Consider the following 23,269-nt stretch of genomic DNA (forward strand, 5'->3'; position numbering starts at 1 on the left):
TAACTCATCTGCATTGTTTTAAGATTAGAAATTGACATTTAAACCGACAATAAAGCTTCGGGCTTGTGGATAACGGCCGACATCAAGACCATTGTTATCCATCCCAATTTCTGGGTCAAAACCTGTATATTTTGTAATGGTGAACAGATTATTGGCTGTTGCATAAATGCGTACGTTACCCGTCTTAAATTTGCTTGCAATTGATTTTGGTAAAGTGTAGCCTAATGTAACGTTACGAATGCGGAGGTAAGAACCGTTTTCAATGTAAAAATCGGATGCATTGAAGTTTCCGTTCGCATCCGAGGTGGAAATGATTGGCACTTTACCATTTGGATTTTCTGGAGACCAGGCGTCCAAAATACCCGTTAACTTATTGTAAGAAGGGCCACTTGCACTATACGTTGTTCTTTTGATAGCGTTGAAAAGCTTGTTGCCTTGAACGCCCTGAGCAAAAATATTGAAATCAAAATCCTTATAATTCGCATTAAAGCTCAATCCATAGGAGAAATCCGGGTATGCACTGCCCGCAAAATAACGATCTTCAGGTCCGATTGAACCATTGCCATCGATGTCTACAAATTTGAAATCTCCTGCTTTTGCATTCGGCTGAATTTTTTGTCCATTGGCGTTTTTGTAATTATCAGCTTCGGCCTGACTCTGGAAGATACCATCTGTTTTGAGCACATAGTAGCTGTAGAGCGGTTGACCGACGGTAATAGAGAGCGGAGCCAATTCATTTCTGAAATTAGTACCCACAGCAATGGTGTTCAAGCCCGGTGCTAATTCTTCAACCTTGTTGTTTAATTTGGTTAAGGTTGCATTGATGGAATATGTAAAGTCGGAATTTCTTGAACTATTATAGGTCAATCCTAGCTCGATACCCCTGTCTTTAACTAAACCCGCGTTGATCGTTTGACTATTTAAGCCTGCTGTGCCTGGTAGTGAACGGGTTAAGATCATTTTATTTGTTTCCTTAATAAAATAATCGGCGACTAAGTTAAAATGGTTGAAAATTCCCAAATCTAAACCTATATTAGTCTGTTTACTTTCAGCCCAAGTGAGGTTCTTGTTGGCCAGAATCGTTTGTACGTATCCTTTTTGTAAGGTCGGTGTTTGACCGAAATAACTTTGTGTCGATGCTAGTAGCGGGTTGACAGCTGCAGCTGACAAACTACCGAGATTACCTAAAATACCATAGCTACCGCGTAATTTTAATTGATCTAACCAGGTTACTGATTTTAAAAACTCTTCTTTGCTGATTACCCATCCTGCTGATGCAGAAGCGTAGTTTTTAAATCTATTTTCCTTTGTCAACATGGATGACCCATCGCGTCTACCAATCAACGATAGTAAATACTTATCATTGTAACTGTAATTTGCTCGTAAGAATAGCGAAGATATTGCTGTTGAAGCGTAGCCACTTTCTGAAGGTTGAATGGTATTGGCATTTGTTAAATAACGGTATTGTTTGGACTCATCGTCAAAACCTGCTCCGGAAGTATATAGATAGGTGTTTTTTGTCTTTTGAAAGGTATAACCACCGGTTAGGTCAAGTTGATGCTTGTCGAAAGAAGTTTTGTAATTTAAAACTTGTTCTGCAAGGATATCGTTTGCATCATCAGCTCGTTCAACCAGACTATTGCTCAAAACGGGTTTGCCTATTTCCGGACGTCGTGGTGTAAAACTTTTATATCTAGCGTTTGATTTAGTAATACTTAAGTTGGATCTGAATGTTAAGCCTTTTGCCAATTGGATGCTCGCATAAGGATTGACAACAAGGACATTGACCGGATTGTTGATGTCGATGCGCATCAGTTCGGCAACAGGGTTAATGATATCACCGTAATCGCCCGGGAATGGCCCTGGTAGACCGGCAAAGCTGCCATCAGCATTGTAAGGGGTTCCATTGGTTGGATAATAGATGGCAGATAATAGCGCTCCTGTATAATCGCTGCTCGTATTGGCACCATTTCCATTGGTACTGCTGTAGGATAAGTTTTCACCAACTTTCAACCAGGGGGTAAGTTGATGTTCTGAATTTATACGAAAGTTATAACGCTTGGTTTTCGTATTTAGGACAATACCTTCGGCGTTGCGGTAATTGAAACTGAGGTAAAAACTAGATTTTTCGCTACCACCATTAATTGCAGCATTGTAATCCTGTAGTGCTGCATTTCTAAAAACTTCATCCATCCAGTTTGTTTTGGTCACTAGACCCTCCGGGTATTTGGTCGGATCAAAAGCAGGTAGGATGGTCGTTCCACCATTTTTTGCAGCTGTTGCAGCGACTTCGGCACGTTGTTCGGCATTTAGCGGCTGTAATTTTCGCCAAGCGCTTTGTTGGCCTAACTTGGCATCAACGCTAATTTGCATCTGCCCTTTTTTTCCTTTTTTAGTGGTGATCAACACCACACCACCAGAAGCTCTGGCACCATAGATTGCTGCAGAAGCATCCTTTAATACAGAAATAGACTCAATGTCGTTGGGATTTAATTGTGGCGTGCCTAGGAAAATGGAACCATCAATAACATAGAGTACACTTTCACCATTTATACCACCAGCACCGCGGATATTGATACGGGGTGAAGCAGTTGGGTCACCACCTTCGTTTGTGACAATAACACCTGGCGATTTTCCGGCCAATACTTCGCCAACGCTGTTGACAGACCTAGACGATAATTTGTCAAGTGAAACCAAGCTTACAGCACCCGTTAATGTCTCTTTTTTCTGCGTTCCATAACCAACAACAACAACTTCGGATAGGGTCGAACGTTCTTCGCTTAGCGTTACATTAATAACTTCATTTTCGCCAACTGCGACTTCCTTGGAATGGAATCCGACCATCGAAAAAGAAAGTACAGCTTGCGGTCCTGCCTCGATTCGGAAGGCTCCTTTTGTATCTGTTGTCGTTCCAACCTGCGTACCAACTACTTTTACAGAAACACCTGCGATTGCAGTTCCCAATGTGTCCCGTACAAAACCTGTCACGATACGATTTGCCTTCATGTTTGCTTGTGTGTTCAAGATCACATAGTCCTCTTTTTCCACCGCATTGATTCCAAGCTTATTCAAAAGAGAGCGAACTGGTTCAGTTTTAAAATTGCCGCTTAAGACCGTGTTACGTTCTTGCAATAGATCGGGATTATAAACAAAATGAAGGCCTGAAAGACTCTCGATTTTGTGTAGAATCACATCGAGTTTCTCGCCCTTGCTTATTTTGATGTTTACACTGCTTTTGTCCAGACGTTGGGCCATGCTTGGGGAGGCCATCAACGAACTGCAGAATACCGAAGTAATCGAAAATGCGATGCAGGGATACTTCATGATCCGATAAAAAGAGAATTCTCTTTTGAATGCAGGTGTTTTCATTTTTTTGTAATGATTAGGTAATGAATTACGCATGGTGACTAAGATGTTTTAGGTAAATTTTTAGACATTATTTGTGGACTTTAAATATTTTATCCTTTTCAATCGTACTGTACTTGAGGTGATGTAGGCTGCAGATGATATCCAGTATTTCTGCCGGATTTTGTGTGCTATTGAATGTGGCTGTTGTTTTTAAAGGCGAAAGTGAAGTGTCTTTTAAGATAATTTCGATGTTGTAGACATATTCCAGTCTTTTTACCACCTCCTTAAGTGGTGTTCCATCAAACGCAATGGCTACGGCTGTATTTTTTTCTACTAGGTTGCGCGATGATTGTTTGGTCTCTTTATCATAGCGTAGACTTTGGTTTTTGGTTAATATGCCGAGGATCTTATCATTTTGCTCCACAGCAACCTTACCCGTAGCGACGGTGACTTCGACTTGATCGGAAGCCTGATAGGCTTTTATCCGAAAAGAAGTTCCTAATACTTTAACTGCTAGCTTCGATGCAAGCTGTACCTGAAATGGATGCTTCTCGTCGTGGGCAATGTCAAAGAAGGCTTCCCCCTCAGTAAGTGCTATTTCACGGATATTGCCCTTGAATTTACTTGGATAGCTGATTTTTGAAGATGGTTCGAGGATAATTTCCGAACCATCTGCCAAGACAATCTTTTTATGTTCCCCTGCAAGGGTTGTTGTGACGATCTGCGCAGATGCTGTGATAGGTTGATTATTTACTTTCCAATAAAGAAGTCCTATGGAAGCAATCATTAAAATAGCGGCTGCTATTTTGAATACAGGTGAATACAGCAGGGAAGGTCGTTTACTTCCCTTTTCTGAAATACTGGACTGAATATTGGCCAATAATTGTTCGCGCAGTGCAGCTTTTCGTTCCTGCGGAACTTTTTTTGCAGCGTTATCCAGTTGGGCGTACCAATCTTCGACTTGCTTAATCTCGGCGGCGGTAGCCTCTCCATTTAAATATTTTTGCAGTAACTGCTTTGCTTTTTCTTCCCTCATTTGAATACATGTCACTTCAAATGGGAAATGGTACTAGTCGAAAATATTAGGAGTATATTAAATTATTGTTAACACTCAAAAAAAATGGAGGAACTGCCTAAGAGAGGCTTTTTTTGAGCAGTTTCATGGCCGAGGTAATTTGGTTCTTGACAGTTTGTCCGGAGACATTTAGCTCGCTCGCAATTTCCTTGATAGACTTTTCTTGCTTTCGGCTCATGGTGACGACCAGTCGCATACGTTCGGGAAGCAGCATCAAAGCTTCTTCAACTTTTTGCTGCGCGTCTTTTAGGATCAGTAGGTCGTCCGCTGAATCCGCATATCGTTGGTTCATTAAAGTCGCTAGTTCGGCTTTATGTCCATCTTTAACTGTCGTATTCCGAAAATGGTTGATTACTTTGAATTTGACAGCCCCATGTAGATAGGCTGCAAGACCACCAGATATGATGACCTGCTCACGGTGTTCCCACAGCGAAATGAAGATTTCCTGGGTAATGTCCTGAGCCACATTTTCGTCGCCTATTTTCTTAAAAGCTGCATCAAATATGGCTTCCCAGTACAGATTAAAAATCTGTTCCATGGCAAAGTGGTCACCTCGCTTTAATGATGCTATCAATAATTCGCTCACAAGATCAGTTTTAATTGGACAAAGCTAATAACTCAGTATTCCTTTAAAGTTAATAAATCTTAAAGAGTATATTTTGTCTGTTATAAATTAATCTTGGGAATTATTGCTGAGATTGAGCGGTATATTTTTATTCTTTATATTCCTTGCCCGTAGCAATGTCAATAAAATAGCCGTCGTCCCGATTGCGCTCATTTTTATGTTGTACCCACCCGTTGGGATTGATGGTCATGTAGCTTTTGTTGCCGATTCGTTGTTTTGTCTTGTTGTTGTATAAAGTATAGCGACCATCTTTATGCTCCTGTAATGCAAAGATTTGTCGTTTACCATCTAAGGTTTCAATATGTTCGAAATCGGGGTTTATATCCCAAGTCTTTGTACTTGAATTCCATAGGCCTTTTGTAGGTTCTAGATCACCTCGTTTTACATCAATTAAATAAAGATCTTCTGATGAATCGATGTACTTTATTTTTCCGGTCTTCCAATTCTTTTCCAGGGCATTCGAGGTGAGTAACATGTGTTTGTCTGGCCAGACCAAATTACCCACCTGATCCAGGATATAGAAGTTCGGGGCTTTGATGGTGTCCAATAAGTTGCCATCTTTATCCATATATAACCAATCATAAGCCCAGATGGCATGATCGTAGTTAAATCTGCCTAGAATAAAATAGGGCGAATTAGTCACCGAATAAACTAAGGATATTTCTTTTAGAAAGGCAATCTGTGTCGCATTGGCTTGTCTAATTTGTTTTGGAAAAGCTTTGTCGTATTGTGGAAAGGCATATATGCTGCCTGTATTATTGTCCTTTAGTAGTTTGGGGATTGCTGGGCTGTAGCGCTCCTGATTGATAGAATCGAGTTGTATGTCCTCATTTTTCCAAAGAAGGTCTATTTTGTCTATGCTTGTCAAAGCGGATAAAACCGGTTTTTTGCTTCGGATATCAAGGATGGTAAAACTGTTTGCTGATGCTGGAATATAACGTCCGTTTTCCAAGGGCATTTCAATGTGTTCTTCTATTTTCTTAAGTTTTTGATCTTTTAGCAGATACAGGTTCCCATTGAGGATCAGATGCTTGTCGTTTAAGGGGTAAGTTGCAAGGTTATATTCGTTCTCATCGTAAGGAATATCTTTTTTCAGCAGAATCTGATTACTTTCCAATACCCGTATTTCAAGCTTGACATAAGTAGCTGTTTTCTTGATATAACTGCTTAGGATATTCCAGTCCCATTTCCAGAAGGGCAATTTCTTTTCGTATTCCTGGCGTTTCATCAGAAGAGTCAGCTGCTTGAGGTCTAAGAGCTGTAAATCTGTGTCGGAATAATGTTCGATAAATTCACCTTCGCTGTTAATGATCCCCGTTTGATCCTTTTCATTGGCTACCAGTGCATATCCTGTGGACGTGAAAGGCTGAGCCCAATGGAACTCTTGGGATAGCTTCTTCTGGAATGCGCTGTCGACATAGACAAACTGCTTGTTTTTGGTTTGATAGGGAATCCATTTAACCCGGTCATTTTTTGTGATTATGGCGGATTCCTGTGCACATGCTGTGATACATAGCATAGTTGTTATACTTAGCAATAATGATTTGATCATCCTTTTTTCTATAAATTGAACCTGGTTGTTTGTAAGTAGCCCGTGTATTGCTGCGGTTACCAGCTTGTTGATTACCGGTATTTAAACTATACGCTTACTAAACCATTGGGTTTGGAAGCTAAAGTAGGGGAAACAATCGTTAGAAAAATAGCCGATTTCAGTGATTATCTTGAAGATTCAAAAGGAAGGGAATTTATTTGTAAATTATCGTCAAGAGAGGCCAATAATGAATATGCTTTTTCCTTTGAGCCGATTAATTTGGTTAATCGGCTCAAATTTTACTTATATTTGAGCCGATTAGATTTTTAAATCGGCTCAATATGTATAACTGGCAATATAAAGAGTGGCCTAATTTGAGCATGGAATTGAAGGTTTTATTGGCGGGATGACTGCAAAAAAATATATTTCTATTACACGGACCTCAAAAGCTACTGCGACTAGGGATCTGCAAAGGTTGCAGGAACTGGGGATAGTTGAACAGTTGGGACATGGGAGATCTGTACGGTACGAACTCATACTTTCTTAACGCCGGGCGTAAAGTCCTCGGTGCTTCTATTACTTCTTTGTAACCGGAACCAAAATAACCTCCCCTTTATTGGTTTGATACCAGTATCTGTTGCCAAGGTCATCTTCGAAATCATGGTTCACCCGAGATTTATCAACCTTTTTGAAACTTTTTACATCTGGTCCGTTGAATATTTTATTGCCAATGAAAATATGTTTGGCATCCTTGGCGACGGCAAACTTGAGGACCTCAAAAGTCTTTGGATCTGCTTCTGAAAATATCTGTTGCTTATAATAGACATGATTTTTGTCGCGTGACCAAGTGGCGTTTCCGTTTGATCCTTCTAATAATTCAAAGCTGCCCGGATCGACCGCAGGGTATCCAAATTTCTTTCCCGAAATAACTATCAATTGATCAATGATTACTGTTTTCTCATTAAGGAATTTGATTTTATTTGACGAAGGAATATTGATTTCCAACAGGCCAATATGTTGATGAGGTTCATAATAAAGTAACTTTTTACCATCCAGTAGGATATATGCTGCATTGAGCGCCTCAACGCGAGCAATTTTGTAGTGCAGCGAAAGAATACCTTTGTCCGTAACAACATAAAGCTGATTTTTATCTTTTACAAAATTACTGTTAACTACGTTGAATGAAGCATAGTCGACGTTCAGCGGTTGATACCTATAAAAGTACTGTGCTTTATCTTTAGCTAGTGCTGGAAGTTGATGATATAATGTTGTATAAGTTGCAGGATCTGCTCTTTCGATAATGGTGAGCTGATTTTGGATACACGTTGAAGTAGCCGAAGCAAAACCTTCAAACTTGAATACATGCTCCTGATCGATTGGAATGTTGTTTTTCAGTTGAAAGGTCCTTACATCGACCAGCTCTTGCGGGCATCCCATAAAATAGACATGATCTTTATCGCGGGCATAGACCTCATTGATCACAGCAAAACTTGCCAGATCGGCAACCATTTTTCTCGAACCTCGTTCAAAACCGTTTCCGCCCGGTATAAAATAGATCGCACCGCTCTTTTTGTAGTAATCTTCAGACAAAGGACTCACTTGCTCTTTGCAGGAAAAGAGCAGACCTATCAAAGCACATATTATTCCCATTTTTAAGATATTTTTCATACTCGCCAACGTTATACTTTATCGCAATTATTGATTATTCATTGATGTAACGCACCGCAAAATCGATCCAGTCTGTAATGGAATCATCCAGATAGATATCGGGCTGTACACCTATATTGTCAATTGGATATTGTGGTAAACGGGTAGATCGGTAGGTCGGCAAAAGGAGCTGGTAGTTGTCGCAACCAAATTTGAACTCACGTATAGAGCCATAGTCAAGGGCACCCATACTCGGGGTTCCCATGATTTTTACTTTTTTGCTCTGGCGGGAACTGAATAAAAAATTCTCCGCTGAACTGGCTACATTTCTATTGGCTAGGATAATGACCTGTTGCGGACTTTTTTTATTAATAGCAATCGTATCTATGATCACCTTCTTGTCACCATACAGGACAAATTTTCCGATATTTTCCCTGTATTCCCGAAGATCTTCGTCAATTCTTTTTACTTCATTCAGAGAATCCCGCTTGATATTCTTGATGGCATAATCACGCAATCCATTGACTAAGGTCTGTGTCGCAAAAAACTCAACACTCATAATTCGGATGGGATTAGTTAAGATGTAAGGTAACAGCGGCTGGTATACATCGTCCGTTCCACCGCCGTTGTTTCGTACATCTATAATAAGTCCTTTACTGCTTTCGATCTTTTCTTTGTTTTTTTCGATCAGCTCTTTGAAAGGGGCTATGTTTTCGTACCCGAAGCTTGAGATCTTAATATAAAATATATCGGGACTGATCGATTTTGAACTTATTTCCTCTTCTGGTTCTGCTTTTGGGGTTTCGGTACTTGTTTGTGGAGCATTTTTCTTTTTGGAAAGATCAGCTAAGACAATGTGTTCATCGTGGAAGAAGTCAAGATATTCCTGCAAAAGTTGCATACAGGTCTCATTTGAAACCAGCAAGCTTTTCTTCGTCAATATATTTTTTTTAGCTTGATACAGGTCCTTATTCTGCTTGGTTTTTTCTGGAAAACCAGGGTACTCGCTCTCTATTTTTACAATTAATTGCTTAAGTGCCTGTGAGCAGTTGCAGGTAGTTTGACCATATATTGGTCGAACAAAGAAAACAAGACAAAAGATGAGGAATAATTTGGTATTGGTCATGGATATGGTTGTTAAAATTAATGCAATTTAAGAAATAGCGTATTTTCTGATGCTTAAAAATTGAATAGCCTAAAAATAATAGAAATATATAATTGATTCGTGAGTTGTTTACAATTCGTAGCATATATTTATAATTTGTAAAAGCCGGAAATAAATGGTCGTGTGTCTATGTACAGGCCCGTATCCTTTATTTAAAACTTTAATGATAAATAATATTTTGATTTGGTTTTGTTTATTTATATATTTGTATATATAAACTATATTTATGTATTCTATTTTGTTTTTCTTTTAATGGGAAAACAAAGTGTTTTCTCTGTCTATATTGCCAGCGACGGGGAAACACTTTTTCGCTAAATGAATGATTTGAATACATGTTGATTTAAATGCTGGTATTTCCTGAAAAGCCAAGGGGCGAACGTCTATATGTAGTAATGTGTTAACCCCTCTTTAGTCTCCTTGGTTGTAATACTGTTTTTTTTACAATAAAGTATTGATTATTTGCAATAATGATCTGTAACAGTCTGATCTGTTGGAGTAATTTATTGTGCCAAATTTTTAATCTTAAATCATTTAGTATGGAAATTAATAGCCAATTAATTATCGATCGGCTTTCTCAGCGTATGGATCTCGATCGTGCCTATCTTTTTAAATATCAGTTTCTCGGTCAGGAGCATTATCATTTGCTTCTCGCACTCAAGCATGTGAGCGGGCTTTCACCGAAGGTATTAAAGCCTATCGTGGAGTTATGTTTAATGGATCAGAAGAATATTTCCTTTGAGCTGGTGCCAATTGCTGAAATGCTCAGTAAAGTCAAAGTGGGCAGCCTGTATTATTCCTATGCCTCCCTACCTGAAAATACCGTTCATCAGGCTGGTAACAAAAAGAACCCACCCCTTCAAGCGAAAGAGCTAAAAAGTGTTCTAGAAATAGCTGATGAATATTACCAGAAGCTCTTGCCTATTTCAGCGGGATTCCTACAGGGGGCTGAAACATTTGGTCAGCAGGGGAACTATCAAAGGGCTGTATTTATGTTACATCAAAGTATGGAAAACCATTTGCGTTTTTTACAGCTAATGATTGACGGAAAAGCCAATAATGTACATCATGTTAGCAACAGAATTAAAAGCCTCAATGAACATTTTTCCATGTTAAGGGAGTCCCTTGTCGGAAAGGATGAGGAAGAAAAGAAACGTTTTAGATTATTGGACAGTGCCTTTGATGCGGTGAAACAAAATAAGGACCTCGAAATTTCCGCCTTTGATGCCTCCTGGCTTTATGAGCATTGCAAGTTTGTTCTTCATACGATTGAACAGCTGTACTTGAGTTTTATGGAAGGCCTTAAAACCGGCTATGAAAAATTGTTGGCAATAGTGGAACAAAAAGTCGCAAATAAAAACGTCGAAGTTGCAGTAGGTAATCTGGCGGCGAAGGAGACTACATTATCGAATGCCGCGGCCTCGCAGTTTCATGCATTTCCTTGGCCGGATCGGTATGAGGCAGATATACTTCATGTGCTGGCTCAGATTCGTCAGGAGAATAATCCCGAACAAATGATGCTGCTCAATTATTACGTCAGCGATGCGCATGGAAAAGGACTTTTTCATTTTCCTGCAGTGGAAAATGAAAAGGCAGAAATCTACCTTGTCGTAATAAAAAAGAAAATAGGTCACTGTCACTTTCGAAAAATCGTTTATGGTCGAGTTACTGCAGTTGTAGCTTTTATGAGCACAGATTTCCTGGCAACAAAACTGGATCTGGGCAGCCGTTTCTCCCATACTATCTGGAATGAATCTGTTGTTGTTTACCGTCGTCCGAGTTATAAACCAACATATCCCGTTTCTCCGATCAATTGGCATGATACATTGTTTAAGACATCCATTTCATGGACACGCAATTCAAAACTCATGCAGGATCTGCTAGGTGTATTTGCTTTTGAAGGACTTGCTAGTTCACAATTGGCTGTATTATTTTTAAATCAATTGACTTCAATTGGACTATACAGTTATCTCTACCTACGAATTGGGTATGCCCCGATGAATGTGACTATAGCCGATCTGGTGGACTGGACCTGTATCTGTGATAAAAAGGTGAAGGAATTTTTTACAGCCAGAGGGGATGTGGAAGAAATATTGAATGCAGAGTTATTAAAACAGATGAAAGGGCGGATCTATGAGCTTCCTTCACAATTAGCTCAGCTTGATATGGATTACTTTAGGTCAAAAGCAAAAGAAATTACAGATTTCTTTGTCGATCTCTGTGATCAGAGCATACGGTATATGGAGCTGAAATCGGAGGCTAAATTAAACGAAGTGATATGATAGGAATTGGCTTTAACTGCATTACGACGGATGCTAAGATCCATTCAGTCGAAAAAATACTTCCAAAAAGAAATTCTAGTGAACCTCTTGTAATTCCTTGGGAAGATGGATTTATAGGGAGAATGACTCCGCGCTACCTGAGCAAATATTATGCTGATGATGAGATTCCATTTATGGAACGAGAGAATATTGTTATTCAGGTCCGACCGTATCCACCGAAATATGAACTTAAGTTAAAAAAGTTCTCGGGTACTACGGTTAAAGTCGAGCTGACTACGGAACACCTCAGCATTAATTGTTCTTGTAGCGACGATGTAGCAGGGCTTTGCGTACACGAAGCAACCCTGTTATCGAATAAATTACTGGATAGTTGCCCAAATTATTTAAAGGGCCTATATCGGGCTGAAATCAACAATTTGCCACCATGGAAGAAAAAGATCGTGCCATTTAAGGTCTGTGAGAACTATTCTTATGCGGAGTTAACTGTAGAAATGAATAATGAATATGGACGATTTTATCGTTTAGCTACTAATGATTATGAGAATGGACTTCGTCTGCCTGCACGTAACTTGGAAGGATATCTCGATTTAAAGCGAAACGATGAAGTATGTTTTTTTGTTACAATAAATTTTTCCGCTTTTGGTCTGCCTGTTTTTTTTCCTTTTCATTATAAATTTAAACGCTCTCGTTCCTTTTCGCACTCTTATCTATTGGACGAAAGTAACTTGAAGATGTCTTTAAATTCTTATGATCAGTATCTGGAATTGTTCAGTCGTCGATTTGCCGCCCTCCTTTATGAAGATAAAATACTTCGGGAAGAGAAGAAGGATCTAATCAGTGAAGATATCAACTACTTCGAGCGGAAACAATGGGAAATTATACAGATATGGCGTGATTTACTGGAGGATCCTCCGTTTCCAATTAAATTACGTTTTGCCCAAACATTTAAACGCTATCGATTTGCACATCAGATTAATTTGAAAAATTCGAGCGTGCTGGGTGCCGCTACATTAACTAAAGCACGGGGGAATTTGCAGCTCAAAGTCGAAATTGATGATCAGGATCAATATCTGAAAATGCGAATTTGTCTCTATTACAGAAACCAGCTAATAGATTGTCCTGAGTTTTTGGGGGATGAAAATTGTTTCTTTCTGAAAATATCTAACGAGGAAATTTTATTTATTGATAATCTGACCCAGGCTGGAGTATTGCAAAAGTTTAGACAATGGAAATATAGATTGACTGTCTTTAAAGAGAATTATCATGCCTTCTTAAACGATTATCTGATACCCCTATCAAAAATAGCGGAACTTGTCATCTTAAATAGGGTAGGGGAAAATATGACAATTCCTCAAGTCTTTAAGCCGTTTAAAAAAATAGCTACTATTTCTGTAATTGACCAATTCCTTTGTATAGCGGCTTTTGCCGAATATGAGAAAGAGGGTAGGTTTTTGTTAAACTCCAGTAGCAATTTGATTTTAGGGGAGAGACAGAATCAATTGGCATATTTTGAAAGGGATAAGCTCGAAGAACAGGTTTTTCAGGAATTTGTTAAAACACAACATCCGATTCTTAAGGAGACAGCATTAGAAAATAACTGGTTGATTCCTTTGAAAGAAATTGAAAATACCACTTGGCTATTTGATTTCATGGAAAGCTGCTCTCTCAATGAAATTTCGTTAGAAATTGACCATCTTCAGCAAGGTAGCGCATACTATCCTTTCCCTCTAAATTGTACTGTACGTAATATCCGTTTGGAAAATAACCTATGTTCAATTCTACTGGGGCCGAAATTTGGAAGACACACAATTTCAATGGATGAATTTGAGGATTTGATTATGGGAACAGATAAAGTTTTTACTCTTACTGAAGGGGCTTTTGGCATTATACGCCGCGCTGACCGAGAAATCTTCAGGCCATTGTTTTTAGGAGGAAGAAGAGAAGAAGATTGTTTTGTCTTAAATACAATTCAACTTGTGTCTATGCAGAAGGTTTTGGATAAAATAGATAAAAAAATTATTCAGGACAGTATTCGGGAACGTCGTGAAAAACTCGCAGCTTTGGATGAAATCCCTCTTTTGGAAATCCCTAGAAGCTTAAAAGCGCAATTACGACCTTATCAGCAGGTAGGTTTTAGCTGGCTAACTTTTTTGAATGAATTTCAGTGGGGCGGCCTTTTGGCTGATGATATGGGTTTAGGGAAAACATTGCAGATTATAACAGTGCTGGAATACTTTTATCAACAGCATTCTACAGGAAAATCTGCTTTAGTGGTTGTCCCGAACTCTCTTTTGTTCAATTGGGAAAATGAATATAAAAAGTTCGCCCCCTATCGAAAAATAGAAATCTATCATGGGAAACACCGGGAAGCATTTATTTTTGAAGAGGAAGGCACTGTAGTTCTTACGACATATGGAACGATGTTGACTGATGCGGCGTATTTAACCAGTTTAGACTTTAGCTATCTGATTATGGACGAATCCCAAGCCGTCAAGAACCGTAATTCGAAGCGTTTTGAGGTGCTGTCAATGGTTAAGGCCGATTACCGTGTAGCGATGACAGGAACGCCAGTTGAAAACGGTATACAAGATATTTATGCGCAAATGTCTTTAGTTAATCCTGGTTTCTTTGGAGATTATCGAAATTTTAATAAGGCATATAAGGGTGTCAAAGAGGTAGATATGGTTCAAGAGACGACTTCTAGCCTCCAAAAGATGATCCAACCTTTTATTCTTCGGCGTACAAAAAAACAGGTTGCTTTGGACCTTCCTGAAAAGACCGAAACAATTCTCTATATGGATATGCTTCCAGAGCAAAGGAAAATATACGATAAGGTCAGAAAAATATTCAAGGGAGAGATTGAAAATAATCTGAATAGCGCTGATTCCACGAAATCCAAATTTTTAGCGATCGAGGCGCTGCAAAAACTACGGCAGCTTTGCAACTCCCCCATTCTGATGAAAGATGGCGGCTTCGGTCATGAATCTATTAAATTGGATTTTATTGATGAGATCATGGATGAAGTAGCTCCAAATCATAAGATTCTTCTCTTTTCGGCGTATACTTCCATGCTTAAGCTGGTGGCTCAACGAATCGAAAATAAGGGAATAGCTTATGTCTACCTTGATGGTAAGATGAATCAAGATCAGCGGCAAAATGCGGTCGAAAGATTTCAGAACGAGGACGAATGCCGTGTGTTTCTCATTAGCCTTAAAGCGGGAGGAACCGGCTTAAATCTAACGGCTGCCGACTATGTCTATATTTTGGATCCCTGGTGGAATCCTGCTGCCGAAGCACAGGCGATAGATCGTTGTTATCGAATAGGGCAAGAAAAGCATGTGATGGCTTATAAGATTGTTTGTCGGGATTCCGTTGAGGAGCACATCTTAGCCCTTCAAGAAAGTAAAAAACGAATATCCGAAGGACTGATTTTAGATGAGGCTAATCTAATGAAATCGATCAGTAAAGATGAGCTGCTTAAATTATTTGAATAACCAATTGTACACTATAATGATCAAAAAAGTATCTCCACAAAAAGCATCCTATGGGGGAATGATGTTTTCGCACGATTTTCAACTATGGTACACCTATCTAAAACGGAGAATAGAAAAGGGCTGGAGACCTGAAGAACTGTCGTTCTTGGTTGGTAGACCTGATCATGCATATTTAGACTTTGAAAAAATGTATCAGGTACGAAGTTTTTTGACCCAGGAATCGATCTTGCTGGATCGAATATACATGAGCTCATGCATTGAACCGATGGAATTCCATCGCGAAAGATATGAAGTTACCGAAGAACGTCTCGTCCGTCTTCATATTGAAGAGGACGAGGTCAGGTGGCATTATCCTATCGAAATTCCTTGGCAGTTTGTCTCGCAAAAAAAGTCTTCAATTGCATTGCAATTTGAGGAATGGAAAGCTGAAAAAGATGTCCAGCTTGAATCGGATGCGATGTTACATGTGCGCCAAAAGATTGAAGGGCTATTGGATCTGGAATTCTTTGGGCATGGTGCAGCTCCTTGGCAACTGTTTCGGAAAGTTAAGGAAACGGGACAGGTTCATCTCCAGATTTATCCAAGGCATTTGAAAAATGTGCTGTATGGACTCATTCAGCAAAACAGGTTGGTCGTCAGAAATGTAGAAGGAAGGTATTCTTTTTATCCGGTTGATAGAAAGGAGGAGCATGCAAAATTTAATTAATGATATTGGCAGAGAGAGATTTCGCGCAGAATTTTCCATGTACTATGCGGGTATTATTTATCTCCTGATATTAAATCGGATCAGCTGCGGTTTTACCCGTGAAGAAATGGCTTTCTTAATGGGATAAGAGCAAACCTATGTTAAGGAAATGGAAGAACTTAAAATTCCGGCCGGAAATCTTGAAGTTATGGTGCATCTCAGTTGGGTATTTAACCGTAGGGGTATAGATATCAGTAGATTTGACAATAAATCTAGCTATCAGTTTGAGTTGACGATTTGGGAAGAAAAGGCTATTCGATACTATCAAATGGAATATTTTATCAATTCCGTTGAAACCATGACTTTTTTTCAATTAATGGAGGAAATCAGGGTAGAAGATTCAGCCCAAGCTGAACAGTTCGCATGCGATTGCATGGTAGTGGAAATCGTTTTGGGTAAGCTTATCGAGATGGATTATTTTAAGAAATATAGAACACCGCTTGAACTATGGCGTTATGCGGAAAAGTATCTGGGAGAAAAAATTTGCATAAAAAGCTTGATGCATGAAATTGGCGTGTTCGTAGGAAAGAAAGGGAGTGCACCGCTGCGGAAAACTAAAGCCAAGAGTTTTGGCTTCCGCTATATCGCACATAAATAAAAAATATTAAAAAATATGGAAGATATAATTGGAGTACCTTTAAAGGTACCACGAAATTTTCGGTTAATATGTGAGCTTTTTGGTATCGCTGTACCAGCTTTTATCCAATTGTTTTTGGATCATTACTCTTTTATAGATCAAAATTTTAAAGATAATTCAAGCTATAATATTGTGACTAGGGCTATACGTTTTATCAACGATAAAATTCCTAAAGACCATAATCGTTTGAAGATCGAATTCAAAGATAATGACAGGGATGTTGGGATAAAATTATTGCGACGTCAGGTAAAATTAGCAGTCAATAGAAATTATAGTACCGGCGAACGCAGAAATAGAGGGCGTATTATTACTGCGCAGCTTTATGATCTTTTTGCTAAAAAGGTAATGCTTAAAGATCGAATTTATTTAGATGAAAACATATACTTTAAATTGAGTAAGGATTTTCTGCTGACTTGCATGATGAATTCCGTTCATCCATCGCATTATATCAATACCATGATGCTGCAGGCATCAACACCTGATTTTTTAGCAGCAATGCACCTCGATAAAGCGACTTATAATCCAGTTTTGGGATTTATTCATCGTGTCCTTGACGGTTATGGCGGCCTTATTGATTGGGAATATCGTAATACATCTTTTTTTAAACGATTTATAATGGATTTACAGGAGCTTAATAAACGATATTTTTTCTATCGGGATCTTGATCAAAGAGTTGCACTTTATCACGTCTGGCTAGATAATCTTTTGGAAACTAAGGAGGACTAATTTGAGTTATAAACAACCTTTGGAAAGTTTGGGAAACAACCTGTCTTTTGATGAAGATGGCGTAATCTTACAGCGGTTAAATAGAGATAACTAGGATAAAAAAATGATGACTTCTTAAATTAAATAAATAATGGAAACAATCGAAAATATTAAATTGACAACGGCATTTAAACAATTCTGCGATCTGTTCAATTTCACACCGGAAGAAGTTGTACAGGAATTTATTGATAAAATTGACATTGCAGAGTATATGTGTGATCCAATACAACCCAATCGCTGGGCTAATCTATTTGCGATGGAATATTTGATCCAATATACACAGTCCGAAAACAGTATTGTTGAATATAGGGAATTTGCAGAAGAGTGGGTGAAAATGATGGAGACTGGTGGAGATGATCTGATCGGAAATACAAGACTACTGTTGGATGCCTGGCACAAAAAAGTTTTAGAGGATCGTATTCATAGTATTATGAAAGGAGATGAAGGGGGGGATATAGCGTAACTTTATGTTAAGTTTGATCAACCTTATAAATACGGCGATCAACATGTTTAAACCTAACTCGTCATTCATAGGGCAACTACAGTGATTATAACATGCAATCAAAATGAATCGCTATATTTAATCATGCATGTAAAACCTGAACAACGAAAAACACAAATAGTGCCGGCTCTATTAAAAGGCTTCGTTGGTACTATTTGTGTTTTTGCTATTTTGACAGCTTGTTTCTACCACAATGAACTTTACGTCGACGGCAACTTGACAATAGGATTTCCTTGGACATTTTATAGGGAAGGAAGCGGCTATAGCCTGGATCTTTATGAGCAGGTCGGATACCATGAATTTGAACCTCTAAAATTGATCGGCAATATTCTTTTTTCTGCTACTTTATATCTTCTGATTTTATTGATTTATAGCTTTGTTAGCAGGAATCTTAGGAAATAAATCTTAGGTGTATTGTTATCCTTTTGTTAAGCTTTCATGACATGCTAACTCGGTTTAGTTAAAAACTGTTAATGTTTTATTGACCCTGCCTTCATATAGCATTTGTAATCTTGTAACCATAAATCAAATGCGCTACTTATGAAATTTAAAGCCAACAATGTCTTTTGGTTGTTATGTGCCATTGCAGCGAGCTCACCCGCTGTTCAAGCCAAATCGTTCACACTAACCACGTCCCAATTTACGCATGTACAGGGGATGGTCAAAGGCCGTGTCGTCGACGCCCAAGGAAATGCTGTCGCCGGAGCAACCGTTCAAAATTTGAAAAGTAAAAAATCTGTTCAGTCTGACGAAAAAGGAAATTTTCAGATCGAAGCCGAAATGGACGATAACCTGAGTATTTCCTTTATTGGGTATAGCAGACTTGTGCAAGCTGTTACCCAATCCAATGGGCAGATATTTTCCCTACAGACTGATGAGAACACACTGGAAGAGGTGACCATCTCTATCGGATATCAGCGGATCAGAAAGTCGGATGTCACTGGAGCTATTGCCAGTGTTAAGGCCGAGGAACTCAATTTGAGCGCACCAAAATTATCCCAGGCGTTGGTTGGTAAAGTAGCAGGTGTACAGGTGATGCAAACAAGTGGTGCTCCATACGATGGGACCAAAATGCGTGTTCGCGGAATGGGATCGATCAATGCTGGTTCGGATCCATTGTACGTTATTGATGGATATCCAGCAGGAAACAATTTAAATATCAACCCCAATGATATTGAGTCTATCGATGTGTTAAAGGATGCCGCTTCTGCAGCGATCTATGGATCTCGTGGTGCTGGCGGTGTTGTCTTGATTACAACCAAGCGGGGTAAGGAAGGTAAAAGTAATGTGGACTACGAAGTATTGGGTGGCTTTGGTCAGCTCTCCAAGAAAATCGATGTTTTAAATTCGGAACAATTTATTGATCTCCTGATTGATGGTCGTAACAATTCGTATAAAGACCTTTTGGCGACGAAAGGGATTGCTTGGAGCGATAGTAGACGCTTTGATGATAATAAAACACGTATCGCCAATGTCGGAAATGCCGGCTCGGTGAGTATTCCTGAAGACTACTATGACTTTGCGTCTGGTACAGCGAAAAAAGCGAAATATGATACGGATTGGCAGGATGCCCTATACCGCAATGCACCTTTCCAACGTCATAATCTATCTACCTATGGCGGTAACGAAAAAAATCGCTATTTCCTCAGTGGATCTTATCAGAATCAACAAGGGATCATGCTTGGGACGGATCAAAAAGTCTTTAATTTTCGTGCCAATATCGATAGCAAAGTAAGCAAGAGGTTGACCGTTGGCGCAAATGTTTCATTTACATATAACGACAATAACGAGGTAACGACAGGCCGTTACGACAGAAGTCCGTCAATGGCGGCATTAATCTATCTGCCGACTCTCCCAGTTTATAACGAAGATGGAACCTATGCCAAATATCTGATGGCCGATCTTTCGGCGAACAATTACGGTATCCAGAATCCTGAAAACCCACTGGCTTATGTTACAGAGATTAAAAACAACCGTCGTGGAAAGAGAGGGCTATACAATGCCTTTGCTGATTTTTCCATTATTGATGGCCTAAATCTTAAAATAAACGGTGGATTGTCTACTTACGACGAGAAGTATGATTATTTCCGTCCAACAAGTATATCCGATGGAAACAATAAACCGTTTTCACCGCAGGCAATTTCTGCTGCCTATGCAGATGCCAAGACAAAAAATGAATTGGACAAATTGGTCGAAACAACGTTAAACTATAACAAGACTTTTGGTGGTAAACATCAGGTATCCGCTTTATTGGGCTATTCGGCTCAACGAACAGATTACGATTATCAAGGTGTGAGAGCCAACGGTTTTAATAATAATGCGATTGGGGAAATTACGGATAAAGGAGCCGACCCTTCCAATTTCCAATTACTAAAAGACGATACGTTCAAACGTACTACAACGCTCCAGTCATACTTTAGTCGTGTAAACTATAGCTTTGATTCTAAATATTTCCTTTCAGCGTCCATCCGTACCGATGGTTCATCCCGTTTCGGCCCGAATAGCAAATGGGGAACTTTCCCGTCGGTGTCAGGAGGGTGGACGCTCTCCAAAGAGGAGTTTTATACGGATTGGTTAGGGCAACAATCGACTGTCAAACTGAGAGCGAGCTGGGGACGTAGTGGAAATAATAATATTGGTGATTACAATGCGATATCCGTGATCAACTCACCAGCAGGTGTTATTCTTGGGGATAAAGTAGAAACCTCTTATACGGCAGGCAATCTACTTGATCCAAAATTGAGCTGGGAAACAACCTCGCAATACAACGCCGGTCTGGATCTCGGTTTGTTGAAAGGCCGCCTCAACATTATGACCAATTTCTACCTGAGCCGTTCCTTCAATTTATTATTCAACCAGCCACTCTCCGCTGTATCTGGATCAACAACAATCTTGACCAATTTGCCAAATTCGAAGGTGCAGAATAAAGGTTTTGATGTACAGATTGATGCAACATTGATTCGCAAAAATGAATTTGAATTAGGATTGAGCGGGAATATCAATGTCAATAGAAATAAAGTGCTCGATCTTGGTGGGGCTTCTACCATCTTGACGAATGGTGCTGAACGTTCATACTTAACGCATATTACACAAGAAGGAAGTCCAATTGGTATGTTCTACGGCTTTAAAGTTCTGGGCGTTGCAACAGAGGAAAACTATAAAACTGTCGCTCCTTCAGCGGCTTCAACAACTCCACTACAACCTGGAGATCTTTATTTTGAAGATGTGGACGGCAACGGTGTTGTCAATGATGCCGATAAACGTGTGATCGGCAATCCACATCCTAATTTCACCTATGGCTTTGCCATCAACGCACGCTATAAGGCATTCGATCTACGCGCATCATTTAACGGTTCGCAGGGTAATAAAGTGCTGGATGGCTATGATTATTACCTCTATAATATGGAAGGTTCCGGCAATCAATATGCAGATGTTGCACAACGCTATCGTTCAGCTCAAAATCCAGGAAATGGTAAAGTATACCGTGCATCGCGTGGCGGTACGCAAAGTAACAGTACGCGTCTTTCTGATTTTTATCTGCAGGATGGTTCATTCCTGCGGATGACAAATATTGCTTTGGGCTACAATCTTCCCAAAAGCCTAGCAGAAAAGTTAACACTTTCTGGCGTGAGGGTCTATGCTACAGTGGACAATCCATTTACGATTTCCAAATACAAAGGCTACAATCCGGAACCGGATTATAACCAACGCGGCAACTTAACTCCAGGTGTGGATTATGGACTTTATCCACTGGTTCGGTCGTATAACCTTGGTGTAAAAGTAACGTTCTAATAGCAGGATCAAGGAGCTATTGTGCGTGGAAATTTCAAGAAAACCTCCGTGTTAATAGCTTCAGCATTGTAAAACTAGTCCTACGAACTGCTCTTTGCGGTTATGTAGGCTGATGAAAAATAAAAAAATAACAGGATGAAAAAAAGATATATATTACCCTTTGTTTTGTTGGCATTGTCTTCATGTACCAAAGATTTTTTAAATCAGAAAAATCCAAATGCTGTCACGATCGATGATTACTTCAAGTCGGAAAATGATGTGCTTTTGGCTGTCAATGGCCTCTATCAATCACTTCGTTCGGGAAGCACGATCGGGGAATCGGGTACATTGTATAACGAAGAACGTTCGGATAATTCAGGACGTAATGATAACCAATCCAATGCTGGGGAGCCTTTTCAATTCAATGACTTTTCGTTGCTGCCAAGTAATACCTATTTAAAGACACATTGGTCGGCTATGTACGCGGCAATCAGTCGCTGTAATGTAGTTCTTTCACATGTCGACGATGTGACTTTTACAAGTGCAGAATTAAAAGGACGTTATATTGCGGAAGCGAAATTCGTTCGTGCATTATTATATTTCCATATGGTACGTAAATTCGGAGACATTCCACTATCTACCGTACAGGTGACCAGTAAAGAGCAAGCAAATGAATTGGCTTTTCGTCAGAAAGAGTCGATTGTGTACGAACAGATCATTAAGGATTTAACGGAGGCATTGTCCAGCAATCTTCCCAATACACAAAAAGATTACGTTATCGGCAGAGCATCTAAATCGGCCATCAATGCAATTTTGGGGCAAGTATACTTAACGTTAGGTGCAACGCAGACATCAGGTAATGCGGAGAATTTTGCGAAAGCAGAACAGTACCTCAATGCGGCCTACCAAATGCGAACTTTTGGTAAACTGAACGAAATCCCCTATGCGGATGTTTTCGATGTGACCAAGAAAAATAGCTGTAAAGAACTCGTTTTTCAGATTCAGTATAAACAGGGAGACCAAAACTATAGCTCAAGTATTGCCCGTAATTACCAGGCGCGAGGAGAAACCATCAATTCACGCTATAACTCGACCGGTGCGGGTGAAGTGGCAAAACTAGATTTGGTTAAAGATTACGAGCAAAGCGATATCCGAAAAGATTTCTCTGTGAAGTTTGCAACAAATACCCAGGTTAACGATTGGTTTGTAACCAAATTTAGGGATAACAGTGACGCTGCCGGTACCAATGGTTGGGGCGGAAACGACTGGATCTTGATCCGTTACGCGGATGTGATGCTGTTGTTGGCCGAGGCCAAGTATCATCTGGGTAAGGATGCGGAAGCTATCGCGCTGTTAGATCAAGTACGTGAACGTGCCGGATTGCCTTCCTATGCTGCTTCCATGTTGAATACGGCTTACCGCAGTAAATATCCAACTTTAAAGGAGGCTATATTGCATGAACGCCGTGTGGAACTGGCATTTGAAAACCAACGTTGGTTTGATCTCATCCGTAATTACAATGCACAGGAACTGGTGACTTATTTCAAAACGAAAAGCCAGGCTGATTATGGAAATGCTAAAATCTCCAATATTTCGACAAAAGATCGATACTATCCAATTCCTTTTGATGAATATAAGCTGGATCCGACACGTATGTATCAAAATCCAGGTTATTAATCTGTTAT

The 23,269-nt window shown here is 39.5% G+C and carries 15 protein-coding genes; 9 read left to right on the plus strand and 6 right to left on the minus strand.

The genetic code is table 11. The annotated features are described in order from the left end of the window. Positions 1–24: 24 nt before the first annotated feature. From B4Z90_RS23050 to B4Z90_RS23065, 4 genes are all read right to left on the minus strand, one after another. Positions 25–3,369, minus strand: a complete 3,345-nt coding sequence (locus B4Z90_RS23050) for a SusC/RagA family TonB-linked outer membrane protein (protein WP_286775368.1) — start codon at positions 3,367–3,369, stop codon at positions 25–27. A gap of 67 nt (positions 3,370–3,436) precedes the next feature. Beyond that, positions 3,437–4,384 (minus strand): FecR family protein, encoded by a 948-nt coding sequence (locus tag B4Z90_RS23055; RefSeq protein ID WP_201639765.1) that lies wholly within the window; start codon positions 4,382–4,384, stop codon positions 3,437–3,439. Between the two features lie 97 nt (positions 4,385–4,481). Beyond that, complete coding sequence (locus B4Z90_RS23060) at positions 4,482–5,009, minus strand: RNA polymerase sigma-70 factor (RefSeq protein ID WP_201639764.1); 528 nt, start codon at positions 5,007–5,009, stop codon at positions 4,482–4,484. A 127-nt stretch (positions 5,010–5,136) separates the two neighbouring features. Further along, complete coding sequence (locus B4Z90_RS23065) at positions 5,137–6,600, minus strand: hypothetical protein (RefSeq protein ID WP_201639763.1); 1,464 nt, start codon at positions 6,598–6,600, stop codon at positions 5,137–5,139. Positions 6,601–6,985: 385 nt separating this feature from the next. Here B4Z90_RS23065 and B4Z90_RS25255 point away from each other — a divergent pair, with 385 nt between their 5' ends. Next, positions 6,986–7,126, plus strand: coding sequence for a hypothetical protein (locus tag B4Z90_RS25255; protein WP_376746074.1), 141 nt, complete (start codon positions 6,986–6,988; stop codon positions 7,124–7,126). Positions 7,127–7,155: 29 nt separating this feature from the next. On the opposite strand, the gene B4Z90_RS23070 is transcribed toward B4Z90_RS25255, so the two are convergent. Together B4Z90_RS23070 and B4Z90_RS23075 are read right to left on the minus strand one after the other, a co-directional pair. Further along, positions 7,156–8,247 carry a DKNYY domain-containing protein gene (locus B4Z90_RS23070; RefSeq protein WP_286775366.1) on the minus strand — a complete coding sequence of 364 codons (1,092 nt, stop codon included), beginning with the start codon at positions 8,245–8,247 and terminating at the stop codon, positions 7,156–7,158. A 34-nt stretch (positions 8,248–8,281) separates the two neighbouring features. After that, complete coding sequence (locus B4Z90_RS23075; protein WP_286775365.1) at positions 8,282–9,127, minus strand: S41 family peptidase; 846 nt, start codon at positions 9,125–9,127, stop codon at positions 8,282–8,284. An 800-nt stretch (positions 9,128–9,927) separates the two neighbouring features. On the opposite strand from B4Z90_RS23075, the gene B4Z90_RS23080 reads away from it, so the two are divergent. From B4Z90_RS23080 to B4Z90_RS23115, 8 genes are all read left to right on the plus strand, one after another. After that, on the plus strand, positions 9,928–11,670 hold the full coding sequence (locus B4Z90_RS23080) for a hypothetical protein (protein ID WP_075991004.1): 1,743 nt from the start codon (positions 9,928–9,930) through the stop codon (positions 11,668–11,670). Then, positions 11,667–15,164, plus strand: a complete 3,498-nt coding sequence (locus B4Z90_RS23085) for a DEAD/DEAH box helicase (protein ID WP_286775364.1) — start codon at positions 11,667–11,669, stop codon at positions 15,162–15,164. The genes B4Z90_RS23080 and B4Z90_RS23085 overlap by 4 nt, the downstream gene beginning before the upstream one ends. A 16-nt stretch (positions 15,165–15,180) precedes the next feature. Further along, complete coding sequence (locus B4Z90_RS23090) at positions 15,181–15,870, plus strand: hypothetical protein (protein WP_286803431.1); 690 nt, start codon at positions 15,181–15,183, stop codon at positions 15,868–15,870. Between the two features lie 148 nt (positions 15,871–16,018). Next, positions 16,019–16,507 carry a hypothetical protein gene (locus B4Z90_RS23095; protein ID WP_115047174.1) on the plus strand — a complete coding sequence of 163 codons (489 nt, stop codon included), beginning with the start codon at positions 16,019–16,021 and terminating at the stop codon, positions 16,505–16,507. Positions 16,508–16,522: 15 nt separating this feature from the next. Next, entirely contained in the window at positions 16,523–17,272 is a 750-nt protein-coding gene (locus B4Z90_RS23100; protein WP_115047176.1) for a hypothetical protein, read from the plus strand. Between the two features lie 130 nt (positions 17,273–17,402). Continuing rightward, positions 17,403–17,774: a hypothetical protein gene (locus tag B4Z90_RS23105; RefSeq protein WP_115047178.1), complete on the plus strand. Its 372-nt coding sequence runs from the start codon at positions 17,403–17,405 to the stop codon at positions 17,772–17,774. Between the two features lie 579 nt (positions 17,775–18,353). Next, positions 18,354–21,605, plus strand: coding sequence for a SusC/RagA family TonB-linked outer membrane protein (locus B4Z90_RS23110; protein WP_115047182.1), 3,252 nt, complete (start codon positions 18,354–18,356; stop codon positions 21,603–21,605). A 135-nt stretch (positions 21,606–21,740) separates the two neighbouring features. After that, positions 21,741–23,261, plus strand: coding sequence for a RagB/SusD family nutrient uptake outer membrane protein (locus tag B4Z90_RS23115; protein WP_112373840.1), 1,521 nt, complete (start codon positions 21,741–21,743; stop codon positions 23,259–23,261). Positions 23,262–23,269 lie beyond the last annotated feature (8 nt).

Origin of the sequence: Sphingobacterium sp. UBA5639, from assembly GCF_002421245.1 — a bacterium.
GTDB classification, from domain to species: domain Bacteria; phylum Bacteroidota; class Bacteroidia; order Sphingobacteriales; family Sphingobacteriaceae; genus Sphingobacterium; species Sphingobacterium multivorum.

Coding starts and splice junctions, on each gene's coding strand:
- B4Z90_RS23050 (WP_286775368.1), bottom strand. CDS start 3,369: ATGAAAACACCTGCATTCAAAAGAGAATTCTCTTTTTATCGGATCATG.
- B4Z90_RS23055 (WP_201639765.1), bottom strand. CDS start 4,384: ATGAGGGAAGAAAAAGCAAAGCAGTTACTGCAAAAATATTTAAATGGA.
- B4Z90_RS23065 (WP_201639763.1), bottom strand. CDS start 6,600: ATGATCAAATCATTATTGCTAAGTATAACAACTATGCTATGTATCACA.
- B4Z90_RS25255 (WP_376746074.1), top strand. CDS start 6,986: ATGACTGCAAAAAAATATATTTCTATTACACGGACCTCAAAAGCTACT.
- B4Z90_RS23070 (WP_286775366.1), bottom strand. CDS start 8,247: ATGAAAAATATCTTAAAAATGGGAATAATATGTGCTTTGATAGGTCTG.
- B4Z90_RS23075 (WP_286775365.1), bottom strand. CDS start 9,127: ATGCAACTTTTGCAGGAATATCTTGACTTCTTCCACGATGAACACATT.
- B4Z90_RS23080 (WP_075991004.1), top strand. CDS start 9,928: ATGGAAATTAATAGCCAATTAATTATCGATCGGCTTTCTCAGCGTATG.
- B4Z90_RS23085 (WP_286775364.1), top strand. CDS start 11,667: ATGATAGGAATTGGCTTTAACTGCATTACGACGGATGCTAAGATCCAT.
- B4Z90_RS23090 (WP_286803431.1), top strand. CDS start 15,181: ATGATCAAAAAAGTATCTCCACAAAAAGCATCCTATGGGGGAATGATG.
- B4Z90_RS23095 (WP_115047174.1), top strand. CDS start 16,019: ATGGAAGAACTTAAAATTCCGGCCGGAAATCTTGAAGTTATGGTGCAT.
- B4Z90_RS23100 (WP_115047176.1), top strand. CDS start 16,523: ATGGAAGATATAATTGGAGTACCTTTAAAGGTACCACGAAATTTTCGG.
- B4Z90_RS23105 (WP_115047178.1), top strand. CDS start 17,403: ATGGAAACAATCGAAAATATTAAATTGACAACGGCATTTAAACAATTC.
- B4Z90_RS23110 (WP_115047182.1), top strand. CDS start 18,354: ATGAAATTTAAAGCCAACAATGTCTTTTGGTTGTTATGTGCCATTGCA.
- B4Z90_RS23115 (WP_112373840.1), top strand. CDS start 21,741: ATGAAAAAAAGATATATATTACCCTTTGTTTTGTTGGCATTGTCTTCA.